Raw genomic sequence first — 18,832 nt, 5'->3', positions numbered from 1 at the left:
TCTTAAGCGGATTTTAGAATCGCTCGGTTAGATTGTGTCTCAAGGCGGGAACATATCCGCCCATTAACGGGTACTATAAGAGGCGCAATCACATGATCACCGCAAGTAGGGCAGTCGACGCTGTTTCACCGGGCGAAGCGGAAGAAGTGGAAATCAAGCCACTTTATCTTGAAGCTCTGACTCTTGTCGAAAGACTGCATCGTCGTCTTCTGGACGTCATCAAGGATGAATTCGATCGCATGGGTCGCTCCGATGTCAACAGCGTGCAGGCTCTGCTGCTGTTCAACATTGGTGATGCCGAGCTGACCGCAGGTGAGCTGCGGACCCGCGGCTATTACCTTGGATCGAACGTTTCCTATAACCTGAAGAAACTGGTCGAAACCGGCTATATCCACCATCAGCGTTCGCGCATGGACCGCCGGTCTGTCCGCGTAAGCCTGACGGACAAGGGCCAGGAAGTCGCCAAGATCGTCAACGATCTTTATGAGCGTCACATCCTGTCCGTTGAACAGGTCGGCGAAATCGGTCCGCAGGACTTTGTTGCCCTCAACAAGTCGCTGCGCCGTCTGGAGCGTTTCTGGACAGACCAGATTCTCTATCGCCTTTAAGCTACGCAGCAAATCCGGATGACAAGGCACCGCCCAGTGGGCGGTGCTTTTTCTTTATGCGGTTCACGCAAATTTGCGTTTCATCCATCTGAATTTCCTTCATACCTGTTCAGGAAGGCTTGGATGCCCCCAAAAGGGCTCAGGCGACTGGGAAATTGCGCCCTTCTGCCGTCTGCTGACATCTTGTGGTCACAAAAGGGTGGCTTTGTGCGGCGCTCCATGCGGAGACATGGTTAAGAAATCAAGCGATTTGTTAACATCCTTCCGCTAATGAACAGACATGAAACAATCGGTTTCGATTTGGACTGGAACAGCCGATTGAAACCGCAATTAAATTTGGATGTGTAAGGCGCAGCGAATGAGGATGGCAATGCACCTTTTAGCCGGAACGACCGGGAAGACGCGTTACGTGAACCAGGGTGTTGGGAAACTGGTCCTGAGCACATGTGCAATCGGACTGGGAAGCCTTCTGGCATTTGGGACTCCGGCAAGCGCGCAGACCGCATTGCAGTCCTTGCAGCAGAACCGTCAAAATGTCGAATGGACCGATAACTTCGACATTGCCACCGAAAACATCACCGAAGTCAATTCGTCAGCGCCGACCCTGTCACCGGCAACAGCCGACTACATCTCGGTTGCGATCGACCGCTATCAGCGCATTGTCCAGGCAGGCGGTTGGGGAACAGTCACTGGTGGTGGCAAGGCGCTCCGCATCGGTGCCAAGGACCCGCGCGTTGTTGAACTGCGCCGCCGCTTGATCGGATCCGGCGATCTTGAACAGCAAGCCGGTCTTTCCGATACCTTTGATTCCTATGTGGATTCTGGGCTGCGCCGCTTTCAGTTGCGCCACGGCCTGATCCCGGACGGAATTATGGGCGAAGACACGGTCCAGGCGCTGAACATTCCTGCGGACGTGAGACTGAGACAGCTTGAAACCAACCTCGTCCGTCTGCGGTCCATGTCAGGATTTTTGGGCGACCGCTATGTGATGGTGAACATTCCTGCGGCCGAGATTGAGGCCGTCGAGGAGGGGCGAGTGCGCTCGCGCCACACGGCCGTCGTTGGAAAAATCGACCGCCAGACGCCGATCCTGAACAGCAAGATCTACGAATTGAACTTCAATCCGTACTGGACGGTGCCGGTTTCGATCATTCGCAAGGATCTCATCCCGAAAATGAAGGAAGATCCGCAGTATCTGGCCAAGAACAACATCCGCATCTTCGACTGGAGCGGCAATGAGCTGGCTTGGCAGCAGATCGACTGGAATACGGACGAAGCGACCCAGTATCGCTTCACGCAGGATCCGGGCGCGGAAAACTCGCTGGGATCTGTTCGTATCAATTTCCACAACAAACATCAGGTCTATCTGCACGATACACCGTCGAAGACGCTCTTCGGGGAAAGCCAGCGCTTCCATTCCTCCGGATGTGTACGCGTCCAGAACGTACGTGAGCTGGTAACCTGGCTGCTGCAGTCCACCACCCCGGATTGGAACCGCACGCGCGTTGATTCCATTATCCGGACCGGCGAGCGCGAGGATGTGAAGCTGAAGAAATCCATTCCGCTTTACATGACCTACGTGACCGCCTGGGCCAATTCCGACGGTGTCATCCACTTCCGCGAAGACATCTACAACCGGGATGATCTCTACGGCACGGGGACGGAAACGCAGGCGCGGCTCTAGGGTCAGGACCCATTAATTTGGTTGAATTGGCGCAGCAAACGGCGATGAGCTGCAAGGAAAAGCGCGACAAGCGGGCTTCCTGCCCGGTTGAGCGGTTTGACGCGGCAGATTGAATCCGTTTTTGCGTCCCTTCAGGATAGGGTGAATTTGCGCGGCAACGTCGTTGCAAATCTTTGGAAACCGGACGGTTTCCTGCAGCTTTGCGCCTCGTATCCGAACAAATTTATCCCTACCAATTCAGCCAAATTAATGAGTCTTGACCCTAGGTTTCCGACCAAAAAAACGACTGTAAACAACGAAACGCCGGTCTTGATAAGGCCGGCGTTTCGTGGCTTTTTGGGCATGACACAGTCGGGAGATCCAAGATGAGTCGCGATCCGCGACCAGGCGAAATCTATCTGGAGTACCATCCGATCGGGAAGCAGGTGAAGGTGATTGCGATCGATGCCGCAACCGGCATCGAGGTCTCGACATTTGGCCCGGCATCTGCTGCGCAAGAAGACCTGAAGCGCATTGCCGTGCGCAAATTGCTTCGCCGTATTCAGCAGATTGCGTCGACCGGCAGCCGGGCGTCGGATCCGACACTTTACTGACCCGGGCCGGCTAGCTCCGGGTGAATATTTTCGCTGGGAAAAAGATTCCTTGAACGCAAACGCGTCGTTTTCCCAATTGACCGCGTCGGTATGCCCCTTGGTTCTGCAGGGGCGCTGTGTTAATTCCTCGCGCCAAGTCGGCCAACGGGTGCAAGAAGGTCTGAACGTTGAAGACCGCCGGGGCCAGGTTCTTGGCAAATGAACTAAAGGATCGTGCGATGTCTTTGATGGAAAGCTCGGGGCAATCCCATTCCGGTTTCTTCACCCGCAGTCTCGCTGAGGCCGATGCGGATATTTTCGGCACCATTCAGCAGGAGCTCGGCCGTCAGCAGCACGAGATCGAGCTGATCGCTTCAGAGAACATCGTTTCCCGCGCTGTTCTGGAAGCCCAGGGCTCAATTTTCACCAACAAATATGCCGAAGGCTATCCGGGCAAACGCTACTACGGCGGTTGCGAGTTTGCCGATGTCGCCGAAACGCTCGCTATCGAGCGGGCCAAGGAGCTGTTCGGCTGCCAGTTCGCAAACGTTCAGCCCAACTCCGGCAGCCAGATGAACCAGGCGGTATTCCTGGCGCTGCTGCAGCCGGGCGACACTTTCATGGGCCTTGATCTCAACTCCGGCGGCCACCTGACCCACGGCTCTCCGGTCAACATGTCCGGCAAGTGGTTCAATGTTGTGTCCTATGGCGTGCGCGAGGACGATCATCTGCTCGACATGGAAGAAGTCGAGCGTCTTGCCCACGAACACAAGCCGAAGCTCATTCTGGCGGGTGGAACGGCTTATTCCCGTGTTTGGGACTGGAAGAAATTCCGCGAGATCGCAGACAGCATCGGTGCCTACCTGATGGTCGACATGGCCCACATCGCTGGCCTTGTCGCTGGCGGCGTGCACCCGTCTCCGATCCCCCACGCCCACGTCGTAACCAGCACGACACACAAGTCTTTGCGCGGTCCTCGTGGCGGCGTGATCCTGTCGAACGACGAAGCGCTTGCAAAGAAGTTCAATTCTGCGGTTTTCCCTGGCCTCCAGGGCGGCCCTCTCATGCATGTGATCGCCGCAAAGGCCGTGGCGTTCAAGGAAGCTCTTCAGCCGGAATTCAAGGCCTATGCCCGTGCCGTCACCGAAAATGCCAAGGCACTTGCCGAGGCATTGAAAGAGCAGGGGCTCGACATTGTTTCCGGTGGCACGGACAATCACCTGATGCTGGTGGACCTGCGCCCGAAGAATGCGACCGGCAAGTCTGCTGAAAAGGCGCTTGGACGCGCAAACATCACCTGCAACAAGAACGGCATTCCGTTCGACCCGGAAAAACCGTTCGTCACATCCGGTATCCGGCTTGGCACGCCCGCGGCCACGACCCGCGGGTTTGGGGTTGCGGAATTCCGCGAAGTTGCCGGGCTGATCACGGAAGTGTTGGATGGTTTGAAGGCCTCAAACAGTGAAGAGGGCAACGCGGCGGTTGAAGCAGCCGTCAAAGCCAAGGTAGAAGCACTGACAGCCCGGTTCCCGATCTACGGGGATTAATACCGGTCCGGTCAGGAGCTTTTTGACATGAGATGTCCGTTTTGCGGTGGCGAGGAAACCCAGGTTAAGGATTCCCGTCCCACCGAGGACAACACCGCCATTCGCCGCCGCAGGATCTGCAATACTTGCGGCGGCCGGTTTACGACCTTCGAGCGGATCCAATTGCGCGAACTGATGGTCCTGAAACGCTCAGGGCGCCGCGTTCCTTTTGACCGTGAAAAGCTCATCCGCTCCGTCCAGATTGCCGTTCGCAAGCGTCCTGTCGACCCAGATCGGATCGAACGCATGGTCAGTGGCATCGTACGGCAGCTCGAAAGTTCCGGAGAAAGTGAAATCACGGCCGAAACCATCGGCAACCACGTCATGGAAGGCCTGAAAGGCATCGACGATGTGGCCTATGTACGCTTTGCGTCCGTTTACAGGAACTTCCGCGAAGCCAAGGATTTCGAGGCGCTGCTGGATGAACTCAGTGACCCCGAGAGCTCTGCTCTGAAAGACCAGTGATCGTCTGCGAACGAAAACTTATGTCTGCTCAAAACAACATAGATTTGCATTTCATGGCCGCAGCCGAGCGTCTTGCCCGGCGCGGACTCGGGCGCGTCTGGCCCAATCCGGCTGTCGCCGCGCTCATCGTGCGAGACGAGAAGGACGGTCCTGTCCTCGTCGGGCGGGGAGTGACCTCAAGACCCGGAATGGCGCATGCGGAGGTAAATGCCCTTCGTCATGCTGGTGACAAGGCACGCGGCGCGACCTGTTACGTCACTCTGGAACCCTGTTCGCACTATGGCCGAACGCCGCCTTGTTCACTGGCGTTGATAGAGGCGGGTGTCAAGCGGGTGGTCATCGGCATGCTCGATCCCAATCCGCGTGTCGCCGGCAGAGGTGTGGAGATGCTGCGCGATGGTGGTGTCGAGGTTACGGTCGGTGTGCGCGAAGAGACCGTGGAGCCGATATATCATGGCTTCGCGTTGCGGCAGCGCAAGCAGCGCCCGCATGTCTTTTTGAAGCTGGCCGTCTCCAAAGACGGTTATATCGGCCGCGCGGGCGAAGGCCAGGTCAAGATCTCCGGACCGCTCGCGATGCGGAAAGTTCACGGCTTCAGGGCAGAGCACGACGCCATCCTTGTCGGCTCCGGAACAGCACTCGCCGATGATCCGATGCTAACCTGCCGGCTGCCGGGACTTGCCGAGCGCTCTCCGGTCCGCGTGGTGGTGGATCGCTGCGCCCGCCTGCCGCTGGATTCCAAGCTGGTGCGAACCTGTGTCGATGTTCCGGTCTGGCTTATTTGCGGGAACGATGCAGATCCGGACAAGATCGATGTTCTTGCCGCTGCCGGGGTCAATGTTATTCGTGTTCCTGCCGGCGACCGTTTCATTGAACCGTCAGTGATCCTCAGTGCGCTCGCGACCAGGGGTATCACCCGCGTCATGGTGGAAGGCGGTGCACGCATGGCGGAGTCCTTTTTGAAGGCGGACCTTGTCGATGACCTTTGTGTCGTGACGGGAGACATCGAAATCGGGGACGACGGCATACCGGCTCTGCACGACCTTGCTCTTGAAGAAGTCTTTTCAGATCCCAAATTCGAGCGGATCGATGCCGGAAAGTTCGGTTGCGACAGCTACATTTATCTAAGACGCCGTGGAGCTTGACATGTTTACCGGGATTGTGACCGATCTGGGCGAAATTCTCTCAATCGAAGATGTTCCGTCGGGCCGGAAAACCCGCATCCGAACTGCTTATGATACCGACACATTCGACATAGGCGCCTCGATCTCCTGTGCCGGTGTCTGTCACACGGTGACGGCCAAAGCCAACAGTTCGAACGGCAACTGGTTCGATATCGACAGCGCCGCGGAAACAATGGCGCTGACAAATGTTTCGGACTGGAAGACGGGCCAGAAACTGAACCTGGAACGGTCCCTGACGATGGGGGCGGAACTGGGCGGACATCTCGTCCTTGGCCACGTCGACGGAGTGGCGACGATCGTCAAGCTGGTGGAGCATCCGGAGTCGGTCTATCTTCAGTTTGAAGCGCCTGAAGAGGCCGCTCCCTTCATAGCGAAAAAGGGGTCCGTTGCCCTTGATGGCACTTCCTTGACGGTCAATGAGGTGGACGGTCTCCTGTTTTCGGTCTTCCTCATTCCGCACACGCTTGAAGTGACCACATGGTCGGACCGCAGCGTCGGCGACAAGGTCAATCTGGAAGTCGACATGATGGCGCGTTATGCCGCGCGCCTTGCGGAATTCGCAAAGACCGGGTAGGGGACTTCCCAACACCTTCGAAGGACATGAAAGCGCGCAAGCGACCGGACGGCAAAGACCCCGTCCGGTATTGGCTGTGTTGCACGATTGAGACTGGACAAACCGGGACGGACGTGGTTCCTGTCGCGGCCCCTTAAAGGATATCAGGACACATGAGCGCTGAACGCAAACTGCTGATCATCGAAGCCAGATTTTACGACGACCTTGCTGACGCCCTAGCGGAAGGAGCTGTCAAGGAGATCGAGGCTGCCGGCGCTACCTACGACCGGATTGCGGTTCCGGGTGTCCTTGAGATACCTGCTGCCTTGTCCATGGTCATGACCGCAATGGAAAATGACGGTGTTCTCTATGACGGGTTCGTCCTTCTTGGCGTCGTCATTCGCGGTGAAACCACGCACTATGACATCGTTGCCAACGAGTCCAACCGGGTGATCATGGATTTGATCGTCGATGCTGACCTTGCCCTTGGAAATGGTATTCTGACTGTGGAGAACGCCGAGCAGGCGTGGGCGCGCGCGAAGGTGGGAGACAAGAACAAGGGCGGTGCCGCAGCACGGGCAGCGCTTGATATGATCGCCTTGCGCGAACGGCTTGGAGTGTAAGCAAAATGAACGGAAAGGCCGACCCGGAAAAACCGGCTAAGACCGTGCGACCGGCAAACAAGCGGGGCGTCGCGCGTCTGGCTGCCGTTCAGGCGCTCTACCAGATGGATGTCGGCGGCGCGCCGCTGACAAGCGTCGTCAGTGAATTTACGGCATTCCGGCTGGGCAAGGAGATCGACGGTGAACAATACCGCGATGCCGACGAGCAGTGGTTCAAACATATCGTCGCCGGTGTTGTCGAGGACCAGAAGTTCCTTGATCCTTATATCCATACCGCGTTGACGGAAGACTGGCCGCTGAAGCGGATCGACAGCCTTCTCCGCGCCATTCTTCGCTCTGGCTCTTATGAACTGTTGCGCCGCAAGGATGTGCCGGCAAAAGTGATCATCTCTGAGTACATCGACGTCGCCAAAGCGTTTTTCGAAGATGACGAACCGGGTTTGGTGAACGGCGTGCTCGACCGTCTAGCGCACGAGCTCCGGGATGCGGAATTTGACGCTCAAAAGGCGGATGGCGCCTCCTGATCATGGCTGATACCCGGCCAGGCGAGTTTGAACTCATCAGGACGTATTTCGCACCATTGGCGAGTGACCCCGGGAGTGTGGGACTAACAGACGACGCTGCGGTGTTTTCTCCCCGAAGCGGTTATGATCTCGTTCTGACAAAGGACGTTCTTGCCGCCGGCGTGCACTTTTTTGCTGAAGACCCGCCGCAGGCCATCGCTGCCAAGGCATTGCGGGTAAATCTGTCTGACATTGCCGCCAAAGGGGCCACGCCGCGTGGATACCTGCTCGGTCTTGCATTGCCCGCGGACTGGACCGCGGACTGGCTGGAACGCTTTTGTGCCGGTCTTGCCGACGATCAGGCGGCCTATGAGGTCCGACTGTTCGGAGGCGATACAATCCGGTCCGGAAACGGGCTGCAGGTTTCGATCACTGCCATTGGTGAGGTGCCTTCCGGCCGCGCCGTCAGGCGCTCCGGTGCAAAATCCGGCGACGTCTTGTTTGTATCCGGCACAATCGGGGATGCGGCAGCGGGGCTGAAGGCAAGGCTTGACGACAGCTTTTGCCGTGAGCGGTCTCTGAACGAGGCGGAAGAACAACACGTTCTGGGCCGCTACCTCCTACCACGCCCGCGAACGTGTCTTGCGGAACTGATTTGCCGGCGGGCTTCGGCGGCGATGGACATATCCGACGGCTTGTTCGCGGACAGTGAACACATGGCGCGTGTGTCCGGTGCAGGCCTTGAGATTGATCTGGCAAAGATACCACTGTCCGATGCGCTGAAACGCCTGCAGACATCTGCCGGAAATGACTATCTGTCCTTTCTGAATGGCGGCGACGATTATGAAATCCTGGCGACGGTTCCCGCTGCAGACGCTGTGCGGTTTAGCCAGGAAGCTGCTTCCGCCGGTTGCCCGGTCGCGGAGATCGGCCGCGTTACGAAGGATGCTGGCCAAGTCACCCTAATGGATGGCGGGCAGCAAATTTCGTTTCAGGCGGGCGACGGCTTCACGCATTTCTGAGCATCACGTCTGTCCTGCCGGTGAAGTTCAGGGTATGACCGGTCGCCGGAGCCGTGCTACCTATGAAGGGCACGCTTCTGTGAAACACTGCCCGCCCATTTCGAGATTGAATGAATGACGACCGCGACGCCGGAACCCTTGGTCGATGATCGATTGGCAAAACGAAACGCTGTGCTCTTGGCCCTGGCACAGGCGCTCGGTGGCGCGTCCGCTTCCATCGTGATCGCGACCGGCCCGCTGGTGGGCTACATGATGCTCGATGAAGACAAGTCTCTGGCAACACTACCAGTTTCAGCAATGGTGCTTGGAACGGCTTTCGGCACGATACCTGCGGGAATGATCATGCGCAGGTTCGGTCGCCGCGCCGGGTTCACCGGTGCGTCTCTCTTGGGGGTAGCCAGCGGATTGCTGGCGTCCTTCGCCGTGTTCCGGGATGATTTCAGTCTGTTTGCCCTGGCCTGTGCATTGGGGGGATTTGCCGGTGCATTTGTCCAGCAATACAGGTTCGCGGCCGCTGATACGGCGAGCGAGGCGTTCAAGCCGAAGGCCATCTCCTGGGTTCTGGCAGGGGGCGTGCTGGCCGGCATTGTCGGACCACAAACCGTGATCGCAACGAAGGACTTGTTCCAACCGATTCTGTTTGCGGGTACGTACCTGGCACAGGCCGGACTAGCGCTGGTTGCGCTTTTCCTTCTTGTTTTCATAAAAATCCCGAAGCCGCCGCGGCAAAACCGCACGCAGGGCGGTGGTCGCCCCTTATTGAAGATCATGTCGCAACCGAGGTTCATCGTGTCCGCGGCTTGCGGCATCTGTTCCTACGCCCTGATGAGCCTTGTGATGACGGCGACACCGCTGGCCATGATCGCTTGCGGCTTGTCTGAAACAGACGCAGCGCTTGGAATTCAGTGGCATGTGCTGGCCATGTTCGGACCAAGTTTCTTCACAGGTCACCTGATCGCGCGCTTCGGCAAGGAGCGCATAGTCGCCATAGGCCTCGCTCTCCTGGCTGGTTGCTCGATCGTGGCCCTCTCCGGGCTGGAACTGGCGCATTTCTGGACGGCGCTGGTCCTGCTGGGACTCGGCTGGAATTTCGGTTTCATCGGTGCGACCGCCATGCTGACCGACACTTACAGACCTGCTGAGCGGAACCTTGTCCAGGCAGTCAACGATTTTCTGGTGTTCGGATTCGTTGCCGCAGCTTCGTTTTCGTCGGGCGCGCTTTTGAATGCCTTTGGCTGGGGCACGGTAAATGTATTGGTTTTTCCGTTCGTAATCCTTTCGCTCGGATTGCTGGCGTGGCTCGTGCTCGCGGAAAGGAAAGCAGTTACAACCGTTTAGGGCCGTTCACAAAAATCCACTTCGTCCGTGCAGCAAAATTTCCGCATTGCACCAAATGCTGCCGCAACGGAAGAGCGAAATTAAACCAAGTGAGAGCTTGACGAAGCGCTCCGCTTTGTTGCTATCTGTGCTCTCTTCACGCGGAGGAAAACGCGTGAAGCGCAGTCTGGTGGTTATAACGACAACAAAAACAGGCCGCCGCATTTCTGGGAGGAAGTATGATCGAGCTCGTCATCATCATTGTTTGTGGCCTCTTGTCCATTGCGTACGGCGCATGGGCAATTCAGTCCGTCATGGCGGCGGATGCGGGTAACGCCCGCATGCAGGAAATCGCGGGGGCGATTCAGGAAGGGGCCAGTGCATATCTCAACCGGCAGTACACGACAATCGCCATCGTTGGTGCGGTTGTTTTCGTTCTTGCCTGGATATTGCTTTCCGGACCTGCGGCAATCGGTTTTGCCATCGGAGCCGTCCTCTCAGGTGCTGCCGGTTACATCGGCATGATGGTTTCAGTCCGCGCCAACGTGCGCACGGCCCAGGCCGCCAGCCAGAGCCTCGGAGCCGGGCTGGAAATCGCATTCAAGGCCGGTGCCGTCACCGGCCTTTTGGTTGCCGGGCTGGCGCTATTGGGTGTTGCGGTCTACTACGCGATCCTCACCGGTATGATGGGATATGAAGCCACCGATCGCACGGTGATCGACGCTCTTGTCGCACTCGGCTTCGGCGCGTCTCTGATTTCGATCTTCGCCCGTCTCGGCGGCGGTATCTTCACCAAGGGCGCCGACGTTGGCGGCGACCTGGTCGGTAAGGTCGAAGCCGGAATTCCGGAAGACGATCCGCGCAATCCGGCGACAATTGCCGACAACGTCGGCGATAACGTCGGCGACTGTGCGGGCATGGCGGCCGACCTTTTCGAAACCTACGCGGTGACCGTGGTCGCGACCATGGTTCTGGCGTCGATCTTCTTCAGCGGCGCGCAGGCCATGGAGCTGATGCTTCTGCCGCTCCTGATCGGTGCAAGCTGCGTTGTGACGTCGATTATCGGCACGTTCTTCGTCAAGCTTGGCGAAAACAACTCCATCATGGGCGCACTCTACAAAGGCTTCATTGCCACGTCAGTTCTGTCAGCTGTCGCACTTGCCGTGATTATTTTCGGATGGCTCGGTGGCGGCACCGAATATTCGATCGAGGGCGGTACGACCTTCACCGGCCTTGATCTCTTCATTTGCGGCGTTGTCGGTCTGATTGTTACGGGGCTGATCATTTGGGTGACCGAGTACTACACAGGAACCGACTATCGTCCGGTGAAGTCCATCGCACAGGCGTCTGTCACCGGCCACGGCACCAACGTGATCCAGGGTCTGGCTGTTTCGCTTGAAGCGACCGCCCTTCCGGCGATCATCATTATCGCGGGTATCCTGGTCACCTACAGCTTTGCAGGGCTGTTCGGTATCGCGATCGCGGTGACCACGATGCTGGCGCTGGCAGGTATGGTCGTTGCCCTCGATGCATTCGGTCCGGTGACGGACAACGCCGGCGGTATCGCGGAAATGGCCGACCTTCCGGCAGAAGTGCGGACCACGACAGATGCGCTCGACGCGGTCGGCAACACCACCAAGGCGGTGACCAAAGGCTACGCCATCGGTTCGGCCGGTCTCGGTGCTCTGGTGCTGTTTGCGGCCTATACGGAAGATTTGAGATACTTCTCCAGCAATGCTGAGGAAGGATCGATTTTCGCCGGCATCGACGTGAGCACGCTCTTCACCCTGTCCAATCCCTATGTGGTCGCCGGTCTGCTGTTCGGTGGTCTGCTGCCGTATCTGTTCGGCGGGATTTCCATGACGGCAGTTGGCCGTGCAGCCGGTGCGGTGGTGGAAGAAGTCCGCCGCCAGTTCAAGGAAAAGCCGGGCATCATGGAAGGCACGGAACGGCCCGACTACGGTCGTGCGGTTGACATGCTCACAAAGGCGGCCATCCGGGAAATGATCATCCCGTCGCTGCTGCCGGTGCTGTCACCGATCGTCGTTTTCTTCGTGGTGCGTGCCGTGGCGACACCGGCCGACGCCTTCGCGGCTCTCGGCGCCATGCTGCTTGGCGTGATCGTGACGGGCTTGTTCGTTGCAATCTCGATGACCGCAGGCGGCGGCGCCTGGGATAACGCCAAGAAGTCGTTCGAGGACGGCTTCACCGACAAGGACGGCGTGACGCACCAGAAGGGCGGCGAAGCGCACAAGGCGTCTGTTACCGGTGACACGGTCGGTGACCCCTACAAGGACACTGCAGGCCCTGCGGTGAACCCGATGATCAAGATCACCAACATCATGGCCTTGCTCCTGCTGGCGATCCTCGCTCATTAGAAGCATAAAGTCAGATCTGGTCTGAACATCATAACGGCGAGCCCCAAAAGGGCTCGCCGTTTTCAGTTTTGTCGAGAGAGTTTGCCGTCTGGTTTAAGAGCTGATGACCTTGGTCACCGGCTCGGCGCTTTTGCTGACCAGGATTTCATCGATGAAGTCGTTATAGTCCAGTTCGGACGTAACCGTTCCGCTGCGGACCACCCCGGTGAGCATAAGCGTCATGAGTGCCAGCACACCCGTCTGCATGAACATCAGGACCAGGATCCCCAGGGCCACGGAAAACCAGCCGGGGGTCGAGTAACCGATCGCCTTGAGCAGGACGGCAGTGATGCCGCCAAGTACGGACAAGATGGCGACGATCGCAGAGGCAATGCCGACGCGCACCAAGACATCTTCCGCGAAGACCATCATGCCCTTGAAGCCGTGCAACGCGAGGCCGACGAAATTCATCTTTGATTGACCGGCATACCGGGGACCGCGGTCCAGTGGACAGGTATCAATTCGCAATTTGGAGGCAAGGACAGCGGACGCAACATGAATTGACAATTCCGGCATGGCCGAGAGGCGCCTCACACCGTCCGCTTTCACCGCCATGAAATTGCCGAAGCTGATGGTTCGGCCTGTCACGATCCGGAAGAGGCGCTTGTAGATCGCATAAAAGGTCTTGAAACGAAGCGTTTCAACCCTGCTTCTTCGGCGCGCCACGACCACATCAACTTGATCCGAATGCAGCCTCTCCAGAAGTTGCGGAATTGAGCCGGGCACATCTTCGCCGTCTGAATCCATTACAACGACCGACTGCCTGGCACCGATGTGGGTTGCAACATAGCCGAGGCCAATGGCAATTGCCTTTTGATGGCCGACATTTCTTCTCAGCTTGAGTACTGCGCCTCTCACTCCGGCGCCGTCCAGTCCTGACGCATCGAGTGGCTGTCTGACGGAACCGTCGTCGACGGCAACGATGAAAACGTCGTCGCCAAACTCCGCCTGAAGTTCTTTGAACAGCCGGCTGCTCGCCTCAAAGTCTTCATAGACCGGTGTGACGATAATGAGAGGTGAGCTGGAAGGGATCATTGGTTCTTACAAGTTCCTGAAATAGGAAATGGTCTTCTTCAATCCCTCTCGCAGCGGGATTTCGGGCGTCCAGTCAAGATGTTGCTTTGCCATCGAGATATTAGGCTGCCGCTGCATCGGATCATCATGCGGAAGCGGGCGGAACACAAGCGAAGACGAGCCGCCGACAAGCTCAAGAACGGCCTCTGCAAGCTCGCGGATCGTAAATTCGGAAGGGTTACCCAGGTTGATCGGTCCTGTCAGGTCTGCCGGTGACGACATCAGCCGGACGAAACCTTCAATCAGGTCGTCCACGTAGCAGAAACTGCGCGTCTGCAGTCCGTCCCCATAGATAGTGATGTCGTTGCCCTGCAGGGCCTGCACGATGAAGTTACTGACGACCCTGCCGTCATTCGGGTGCATGCGTGGCCCGTAGGTGTTGAATATTCTCGCGACTTTAATCTCCAGGCCGTGCTGGCGATTGTAATCGAAAAACAGCGTTTCCGCGCAGCGCTTGCCCTCATCGTAGCAGGACCGAACACCTATCGGATTGACGCGGCCCCAATAATCCTCGGTCTGGGGATGGACCTCGGGGTCACCATACACCTCGCTGGTCGATGCCTGGAAGATGCGTGCGCCGGTGCGCTTGGCGAGACCAAGCATGTTGATGGACCCGTGCACGCTCGTTTTTGTCGTTTGCACCGGATCGCGCTGATAGTGCACGGGAGATGCAGGACAGGCGAGGTTGTAGATTTCGTCGACTTCCAGATACACCGGAAACGTAACGTCATGGCGTTGAAATTCGAAACGGGGATTCGACAGAAGGTGTTCAATATTGTCCTTCGTGCCGCTGTAGAGATTGTCGATACACAAAACGTCCGAACCATCGCGCAGCAATCGCTCGCACAAATGAGATCCCAGGAACCCGGCACCGCCCGTCACGAGCACTCTTTTTCTGTTCGAGATCTTCATTCCTTGGATTTCCTCGGCGTTTTGCGGCAGCCAGTATTGGTATTCACGCGCTTTCTCCGATCGCATGAGCGGCCCAGAGCAGTGGCCCGATCAGTCGAACTCGTTTCCGAGCCGATCAATGCAATGCGACGATCAGCCGGTTGATAGCCGTTTACTCCGAAAACAGCAGGATCGACAAGATCACTTGGCAAACTGGAGACGTCTGATCCAAGTTGACGAGGCTGCCGAGATAGCGAAACGAATGGAAAGCAGCATTTCCCCGGAATAGCCGGGGTAGCCCCGGCAACGCACTTTATTGTCGGATTGAGGTTGGCCGCGGCTACGCTAAGCAGCCGCCGGTCAATTACAGTCCAAGGCCAGGATTGGTCGCGCCCGCCAAGATTTGCGTCAGGAAACCGTAGTCGGCGCCGCCGGTTCGGGTTTCGCGGGTGACGATATCGACAATCTTGCCGTCTTCCAGAGTGTAGTTGCCAAGGTCCTGAACGAAGCCTTCTTCATCAAAATAGACGGCAACAACACGCTGTTCGACAATATCGGGCGCCAGGAAGGCTGTCGTAGCGGTTTTCTGCGATATGTAATAGTAGGCGTCGCCGCTCAGGCTAGACGTCGTTGACGGCGACCCGAGCACGAGTTCAACCTGTTCCCGGCTGGAGCCGACCTGCACCTGGTTCAGCATGTCCGTTGTAACGACATGGCCGTGGGTATAGGTGGTGGTGAAGCAGCCGCCGAGCGGCAGTGTGGCCAGAAGCGGAAGGATCAGGGCGCTCGCCTTGAAGTTCATCTAAGAAGTCCCATTTTGCCAGATCAGTCTGGCTTCTTTCGAATTTCGTTGCTTGGCAAAGTCACTATCGTGGGATAGGGCACAAGGCAACACCTGAGTCAAATGGAGACGGTCATGGTTTTCGGCCTGTTCCGCCGCCGGTCACGTGATGCCGAGCACAAGGTTTATTGTGAAATCGTGGCTCAAGCGCGGCAGCCGGTCTTTTATACAGACTTTCTTGTTCCCGACACGATCGACGGCCGGTTCGATCTGATCGTGATGCACGCAGTGCTTTATTTCAGGCGCATGCGCGGGGAGGGCGCAAAGGTTGCCGAATTCACCCAGGACGTTTTCGACCTGTTTTTCCAGGACATGGACGCGTCGTTGCGGGAAATGGGTGTGAGCGATACCCGTGTCCCCAAGAAGGTGAAAGTGATGGGCGAAGCTTTTTATGGCCGCGCGGATGTCTATATTCCAGCCATCGATAACGGCGATCCGGAGGAACTTGCAGCAGCGTTGGGGCGCAATATCTACCCGGACAATCCCGAGCAGCTTGCGCAAAAGAGGCTCGCATACTACGCACTGGAAGCTGCGAAAACTCTGGCCGAACAGCCCACTGCGGCTCTCATGGACGGTAATCTCACTTGGCCAGATCCCAACGCATTTGCGACGCTCAAGGTCTGATGCGCGTCAGCGACGAAACGAAAGAAAAACAATGGCATCAGAAACATTTCCCTTTTCCCATTCGGTCAATGCCAGGAAAGTTGTCGACAAGGATGAGACGATTGTGGTGCAGCCGGATGCAAGGGAGCTGAAGTCTATTTCAGCTGCGTATGATCTTGTCGCAATGAAGGACTTGAAAGCTAGCTTCACGCTCAAGCCTTACAGAAAGGAAGGCCTGCGTGTTGTTGGAGAGGTCAGCGCCGACATCACACAGAACTGTGTTGTTTCGCTCGAGCCGTTTGAGAGCCACGTGACCCTGGACGTCGACAGGACCTTCGAACCCGTCTCGAGTAGGCCTCGGAAAGTAAGAGATCTGAACGAGGCAGGTGAAATCGAAATTGACCTGGAATCACTTGATCCGCCTGACGCCATCGTCGACGGCGTGCTGGATCTCGGTGCGGTAATCTGCGAAGAGCTTGCGCTTTCGCTTGATCCGTTCCCGCGCAAGCCAGGCGCCGAATTCGAAGGCGGCAGTGAAGAAGAAACTGTGCCCGATAAAGAAGAAGATTCGAAACCGTCGCCATTTGCTGCCTTGCAGGCGTTGAAAAACGATTCCGAAGACTGACATTGATGGCCAATCGAAACGGGATCAACAACGTCGGATTGTCCTTACCATGCGTTTTCAACGCCAGTTCTGCGTGAGCACAGGAAAACTGTTGTCACTCCGTGCAAAACCGTTATGTTCGCGCCCGATCCGGGCTCCTGCCAAATGGGTGGGACTTTTCTTGCGGCATCATCCGATGCGGCACGTGTAAGCGAAACGTTAAAAGACCTTTTGAATGGCGAAAACAATTCCGATTTCCTTGGATGCGATGGGTGGCGATAGCGGGGCCGAAGTTGTCATTCCCGGAGCTGAAATTGCGCTCGTTCGTCACCCGGAAATTCGCTTCCTTCTCTATGGCAACGAAAACGTTCTGCTCCCGTTGTTGGAGCAGTATCCGCGGGTGAAAGAGGCTTCTGTCCTGCACCACTGTGACGTATCGATCGCGATGGATACGAAACCCAGCCAGGCACTGCGCCAGGGGCGGTGGCGCTCGAGCATGTGGCGGTCCATTGAAGCGGTGAAATCCGGCGATGCATCTGTTGCGGTTTCCGCAGGCAACACCGGTGCGTTGATGGCCATGTCCAAGTTCTGCCTCCGCACGATGGCCAATATCGAACGTCCCGCGATTGCGGCGATCTGGCCAACGACACGCGGGGAATCCGTTGTGCTGGACGTCGGGGCCACGATTGGCGCTGATGCACAGCAGCTGATCGATTTTGCAATTCTGGGCGGCGCAATGGCGCGGGCCCTGTTCGGCGTTCAACGACCGAGCGTCGGTTTGCTCAATATCGGCGTTGAAGAGGTCAAGGGGCTCGAAGAAGTCCGCACAGCCGGCCGCCTCTTGCGGGAAACCCCATTACGCTCGCTGGAATATGCGGGATTTGTTGAAGGCAGCGATCTCGGCAAGGGAACGGTGGACGTTGTCGTGACGGAAGGATTTGCCGGCAACATTGCGCTGAAAACGGCCGAGGGAACGGCCAAGCAGATTGGCAGCTACCTGCGGTCGGCGATGAACCGGACATTTATGTCGAAGATCGGCTATCTCTTCGCCAAAGGCGCCTTTGATCTGCTGCGCGAGAAAATGGATCCGCGCAAAGTCAATGGCGGTGTGTTTCTCGGATTGAACGGCATTGTGATCAAAAGCCATGGCGGGACAGATGCGGAAGGCTATGCGTCGGCCATCGATCTGGCCTATGACATGGTGAAAAATGAACTGACCCACAAGATTGCTCAGGATCTTGTGCATTATCATCGCGGCCGCTTCGCAGAAGCCGCGCCGACAGCGGAAGGTGATTCGTGAGCGTAATCCGTTCAATCGTGACCGGTTGTGGCAGTTTCCTGCCGGAAAAAGTGCTGACCAACAGCGATCTGGCAAAGATGGTGGATACGTCCGATGAATGGATTGTTCAGCGGACAGGCATCGAGCAGCGCCATATTGCCAGGGAAGGGCAGGTCACGTCGGATCTCGCACTGGAAGCGGCCCAGGCAGCCTTGTCGGATGCGGGCCGCGAGGCGTCGGACATCGACACAATCATTCTGGCGACAGCTACTCCGGACAACACCTTTCCGGCGACTTCGGTCACGGTTCAGGCCGGGTTGGGCATAACCCATGGCTGTGCGTTCGACGTTCAGGCCGTGTGCTCCGGCTTCGTGTATGCCATGACGACGGCGGATGCTTACATTCGGGCAGGGCTATCCGAAAGATGCCTGGTTATCGGCGCCGAGACCTTTTCGCGCATCCTGGACTGGCAGGATCGTACGACCTGTGTCCTGTTCGGCGACGGTGCCGGTGCGGTGGTGCTGGAAAAAAGCGATTGCGCGGGAAGCAACGAAGACCGGGGCATACTGACCTCTCATCTTCGCTCTGACGGCCGTCACAAGGACAAGCTCTATGTCGACGGCGGGCCTTCGGCAACCCAGACCGTCGGCTACCTGCGCATGGAAGGCAGGGAAGTCTTCAAGCACGCCGTAGGCATGATCACGGATGTGATCGAAGACGCCTACGAGGCGACGGGTCTGACATCGGATGACCTGGACTGGTTTGTTCCGCACCAGGCGAACAAGCGCATTATCGATGCCAGCGCCAAAAAACTCGGCATTGCGCCCGAGAAGGTCGTGACCACAGTTCAGCTACACGGCAACACGTCGGCTGCCTCAATCCCACTTGCCCTCGACACGGCGGTCAAGGACGGACGTGTCAAAAAGAACGATCTTTTGATGCTTGAGGCTATGGGCGGCGGATTCACCTGGGGATCGGTGCTGCTACGCTGGTAAGTGGTGCGGTT

General features: G+C 57.4%; 19 protein-coding genes. 16 read left to right on the top strand and 3 right to left on the bottom strand.

Translation table 11 applies throughout. The features are described from left to right. Positions 1-92 precede the first annotated feature (92 nt). The 12 genes from ldtR (at position 93) to RBB47_RS07990 (ending at position 12,495) form a co-directional block, all read left to right on the top strand. On the top strand, positions 93-608 hold the full coding sequence (gene ldtR / locus RBB47_RS08045) for a transcriptional regulator LdtR (protein WP_305985252.1): 516 nt from the start codon (positions 93-95) through the stop codon (positions 606-608). A 370-nt stretch (positions 609-978) separates the two neighbouring features. Beyond that, on the top strand, positions 979-2,292 hold the full coding sequence (locus tag RBB47_RS08040) for a murein L,D-transpeptidase (RefSeq protein WP_305985251.1): 1,314 nt from the start codon (positions 979-981) through the stop codon (positions 2,290-2,292). A gap of 365 nt (positions 2,293-2,657) precedes the next feature. After that, complete coding sequence (locus RBB47_RS08035; RefSeq protein ID WP_305985250.1) at positions 2,658-2,885, top strand: serine hydroxymethyltransferase; 228 nt, start codon at positions 2,658-2,660, stop codon at positions 2,883-2,885. 218 nt (positions 2,886-3,103) lie between these two features. Further along, a complete protein-coding gene (glyA, locus tag RBB47_RS08030; RefSeq protein WP_305985249.1) occupies positions 3,104-4,411 on the top strand; it encodes a serine hydroxymethyltransferase in 1,308 nt (435 codons plus the stop codon). 27 nt (positions 4,412-4,438) lie between these two features. After that, complete coding sequence (gene nrdR, locus RBB47_RS08025; RefSeq protein WP_305985248.1) at positions 4,439-4,915, top strand: transcriptional regulator NrdR; 477 nt, start codon at positions 4,439-4,441, stop codon at positions 4,913-4,915. 20 nt (positions 4,916-4,935) lie between these two features. Then, positions 4,936-6,060, top strand: a complete 1,125-nt coding sequence (ribD, locus tag RBB47_RS08020) for a bifunctional diaminohydroxyphosphoribosylaminopyrimidine deaminase/5-amino-6-(5-phosphoribosylamino)uracil reductase RibD (RefSeq protein WP_305985247.1) — start codon at positions 4,936-4,938, stop codon at positions 6,058-6,060. 1 nt (position 6,061) lies between these two features. Continuing rightward, positions 6,062-6,673 (top strand): riboflavin synthase, encoded by a 612-nt coding sequence (locus RBB47_RS08015; protein WP_305985246.1) that lies wholly within the window; start codon positions 6,062-6,064, stop codon positions 6,671-6,673. A 152-nt stretch (positions 6,674-6,825) separates the two neighbouring features. Continuing rightward, positions 6,826-7,275, top strand: a complete 450-nt coding sequence (gene ribH / locus RBB47_RS08010) for a 6,7-dimethyl-8-ribityllumazine synthase (RefSeq protein ID WP_305985245.1) — start codon at positions 6,826-6,828, stop codon at positions 7,273-7,275. Positions 7,276-7,280: 5 nt separating this feature from the next. Further along, the gene (gene nusB, locus RBB47_RS08005) at positions 7,281-7,799 is read left to right on the top strand and encodes a transcription antitermination factor NusB (protein WP_305985244.1); all 519 of its coding nucleotides are present in this window, start codon (positions 7,281-7,283) and stop codon (positions 7,797-7,799) included. 2 nt (positions 7,800-7,801) lie between these two features. After that, positions 7,802-8,800 carry a thiamine-phosphate kinase gene (thiL, locus tag RBB47_RS08000; protein WP_305985243.1) on the top strand — a complete coding sequence of 333 codons (999 nt, stop codon included), beginning with the start codon at positions 7,802-7,804 and terminating at the stop codon, positions 8,798-8,800. A 114-nt stretch (positions 8,801-8,914) separates the two neighbouring features. Further along, the gene (locus tag RBB47_RS07995; RefSeq protein WP_305985242.1) at positions 8,915-10,138 is read left to right on the top strand and encodes an MFS transporter; all 1,224 of its coding nucleotides are present in this window, start codon (positions 8,915-8,917) and stop codon (positions 10,136-10,138) included. Positions 10,139-10,356: 218 nt separating this feature from the next. Then, positions 10,357-12,495: a sodium-translocating pyrophosphatase gene (locus RBB47_RS07990; RefSeq protein ID WP_305985241.1), complete on the top strand. Its 2,139-nt coding sequence runs from the start codon at positions 10,357-10,359 to the stop codon at positions 12,493-12,495. A 93-nt stretch (positions 12,496-12,588) separates the two neighbouring features. Here RBB47_RS07990 and RBB47_RS07985 read toward each other — a convergent pair whose 3' ends face one another. The 3 genes from RBB47_RS07985 to RBB47_RS07975 form a co-directional block, all read right to left on the bottom strand. Beyond that, complete coding sequence (locus tag RBB47_RS07985) at positions 12,589-13,569, bottom strand: glycosyltransferase (RefSeq protein ID WP_305985240.1); 981 nt, start codon at positions 13,567-13,569, stop codon at positions 12,589-12,591. A 6-nt stretch (positions 13,570-13,575) separates the two neighbouring features. Beyond that, on the bottom strand, positions 13,576-14,520 hold the full coding sequence (locus RBB47_RS07980) for a UDP-glucuronic acid decarboxylase family protein (protein ID WP_371932756.1): 945 nt from the start codon (positions 14,518-14,520) through the stop codon (positions 13,576-13,578). A 343-nt stretch (positions 14,521-14,863) separates the two neighbouring features. Continuing rightward, the gene (locus RBB47_RS07975) at positions 14,864-15,301 is read right to left on the bottom strand and encodes an outer membrane protein assembly factor BamE (protein WP_305985239.1); all 438 of its coding nucleotides are present in this window, start codon (positions 15,299-15,301) and stop codon (positions 14,864-14,866) included. Positions 15,302-15,415: 114 nt separating this feature from the next. Between RBB47_RS07975 and RBB47_RS07970 the strand changes: the two genes are divergently transcribed. The 4 genes from RBB47_RS07970 (at position 15,416) to RBB47_RS07955 (ending at position 18,821) form a co-directional block, all read left to right on the top strand. Then, the gene (locus RBB47_RS07970; protein ID WP_305985238.1) at positions 15,416-15,964 is read left to right on the top strand and encodes a ubiquinol-cytochrome C chaperone family protein; all 549 of its coding nucleotides are present in this window, start codon (positions 15,416-15,418) and stop codon (positions 15,962-15,964) included. Between the two features lie 31 nt (positions 15,965-15,995). Continuing rightward, the gene (locus RBB47_RS07965; protein ID WP_305985237.1) at positions 15,996-16,568 is read left to right on the top strand and encodes a DUF177 domain-containing protein; all 573 of its coding nucleotides are present in this window, start codon (positions 15,996-15,998) and stop codon (positions 16,566-16,568) included. Positions 16,569-16,782: 214 nt separating this feature from the next. Next, positions 16,783-17,847: a phosphate acyltransferase PlsX gene (gene plsX / locus RBB47_RS07960; protein WP_305985236.1), complete on the top strand. Its 1,065-nt coding sequence runs from the start codon at positions 16,783-16,785 to the stop codon at positions 17,845-17,847. Further along, positions 17,844-18,821 (top strand): beta-ketoacyl-ACP synthase III, encoded by a 978-nt coding sequence (locus RBB47_RS07955; protein WP_305985235.1) that lies wholly within the window; start codon positions 17,844-17,846, stop codon positions 18,819-18,821. Before plsX ends, RBB47_RS07955 begins: the two co-directional genes overlap by 4 nt. Positions 18,822-18,832 lie beyond the last annotated feature (11 nt).

Origin of the sequence: Roseibium sp. MMSF_3544, from assembly GCF_030732845.1 — a bacterium.
Classification (GTDB): Bacteria; Pseudomonadota; Alphaproteobacteria; order Rhizobiales; family Stappiaceae; genus Roseibium.
The sequence above is the reverse complement of the archived record's forward strand: the minus strand, read 5'-3'. Positions and strand labels throughout refer to the sequence as shown.

What these genes read in the sequence shown, in the direction of transcription:
- RBB47_RS07985 (WP_305985240.1), bottom strand. Translation starts at nt 13,569, where the DNA reads ATGATCCCTTCCAGCTCACCTCTCATTATCGTCACACCGGTCTATGAA.
- RBB47_RS07990 (WP_305985241.1), top strand. Translation starts at nt 10,357, where the DNA reads ATGATCGAGCTCGTCATCATCATTGTTTGTGGCCTCTTGTCCATTGCG.
- RBB47_RS07980 (WP_371932756.1), bottom strand. Translation starts at nt 14,520, where the DNA reads ATGAAGATCTCGAACAGAAAAAGAGTGCTCGTGACGGGCGGTGCCGGG.
- ldtR (WP_305985252.1), top strand. Translation starts at nt 93, where the DNA reads ATGATCACCGCAAGTAGGGCAGTCGACGCTGTTTCACCGGGCGAAGCG.
- ribH (WP_305985245.1), top strand. Translation starts at nt 6,826, where the DNA reads ATGAGCGCTGAACGCAAACTGCTGATCATCGAAGCCAGATTTTACGAC.
- glyA (WP_305985249.1), top strand. Translation starts at nt 3,104, where the DNA reads ATGTCTTTGATGGAAAGCTCGGGGCAATCCCATTCCGGTTTCTTCACC.
- ribD (WP_305985247.1), top strand. Translation starts at nt 4,936, where the DNA reads ATGTCTGCTCAAAACAACATAGATTTGCATTTCATGGCCGCAGCCGAG.
- RBB47_RS07965 (WP_305985237.1), top strand. Translation starts at nt 15,996, where the DNA reads ATGGCATCAGAAACATTTCCCTTTTCCCATTCGGTCAATGCCAGGAAA.
- RBB47_RS08015 (WP_305985246.1), top strand. Translation starts at nt 6,062, where the DNA reads ATGTTTACCGGGATTGTGACCGATCTGGGCGAAATTCTCTCAATCGAA.
- nusB (WP_305985244.1), top strand. Translation starts at nt 7,281, where the DNA reads ATGAACGGAAAGGCCGACCCGGAAAAACCGGCTAAGACCGTGCGACCG.
- nrdR (WP_305985248.1), top strand. Translation starts at nt 4,439, where the DNA reads ATGAGATGTCCGTTTTGCGGTGGCGAGGAAACCCAGGTTAAGGATTCC.
- RBB47_RS07995 (WP_305985242.1), top strand. Translation starts at nt 8,915, where the DNA reads ATGACGACCGCGACGCCGGAACCCTTGGTCGATGATCGATTGGCAAAA.
- RBB47_RS08040 (WP_305985251.1), top strand. Translation starts at nt 979, where the DNA reads ATGCACCTTTTAGCCGGAACGACCGGGAAGACGCGTTACGTGAACCAG.
- thiL (WP_305985243.1), top strand. Translation starts at nt 7,802, where the DNA reads ATGGCTGATACCCGGCCAGGCGAGTTTGAACTCATCAGGACGTATTTC.
- RBB47_RS08035 (WP_305985250.1), top strand. Translation starts at nt 2,658, where the DNA reads ATGAGTCGCGATCCGCGACCAGGCGAAATCTATCTGGAGTACCATCCG.
- plsX (WP_305985236.1), top strand. Translation starts at nt 16,783, where the DNA reads ATGGCGAAAACAATTCCGATTTCCTTGGATGCGATGGGTGGCGATAGC.
- RBB47_RS07975 (WP_305985239.1), bottom strand. Translation starts at nt 15,301, where the DNA reads ATGAACTTCAAGGCGAGCGCCCTGATCCTTCCGCTTCTGGCCACACTG.
- RBB47_RS07970 (WP_305985238.1), top strand. Translation starts at nt 15,416, where the DNA reads ATGGTTTTCGGCCTGTTCCGCCGCCGGTCACGTGATGCCGAGCACAAG.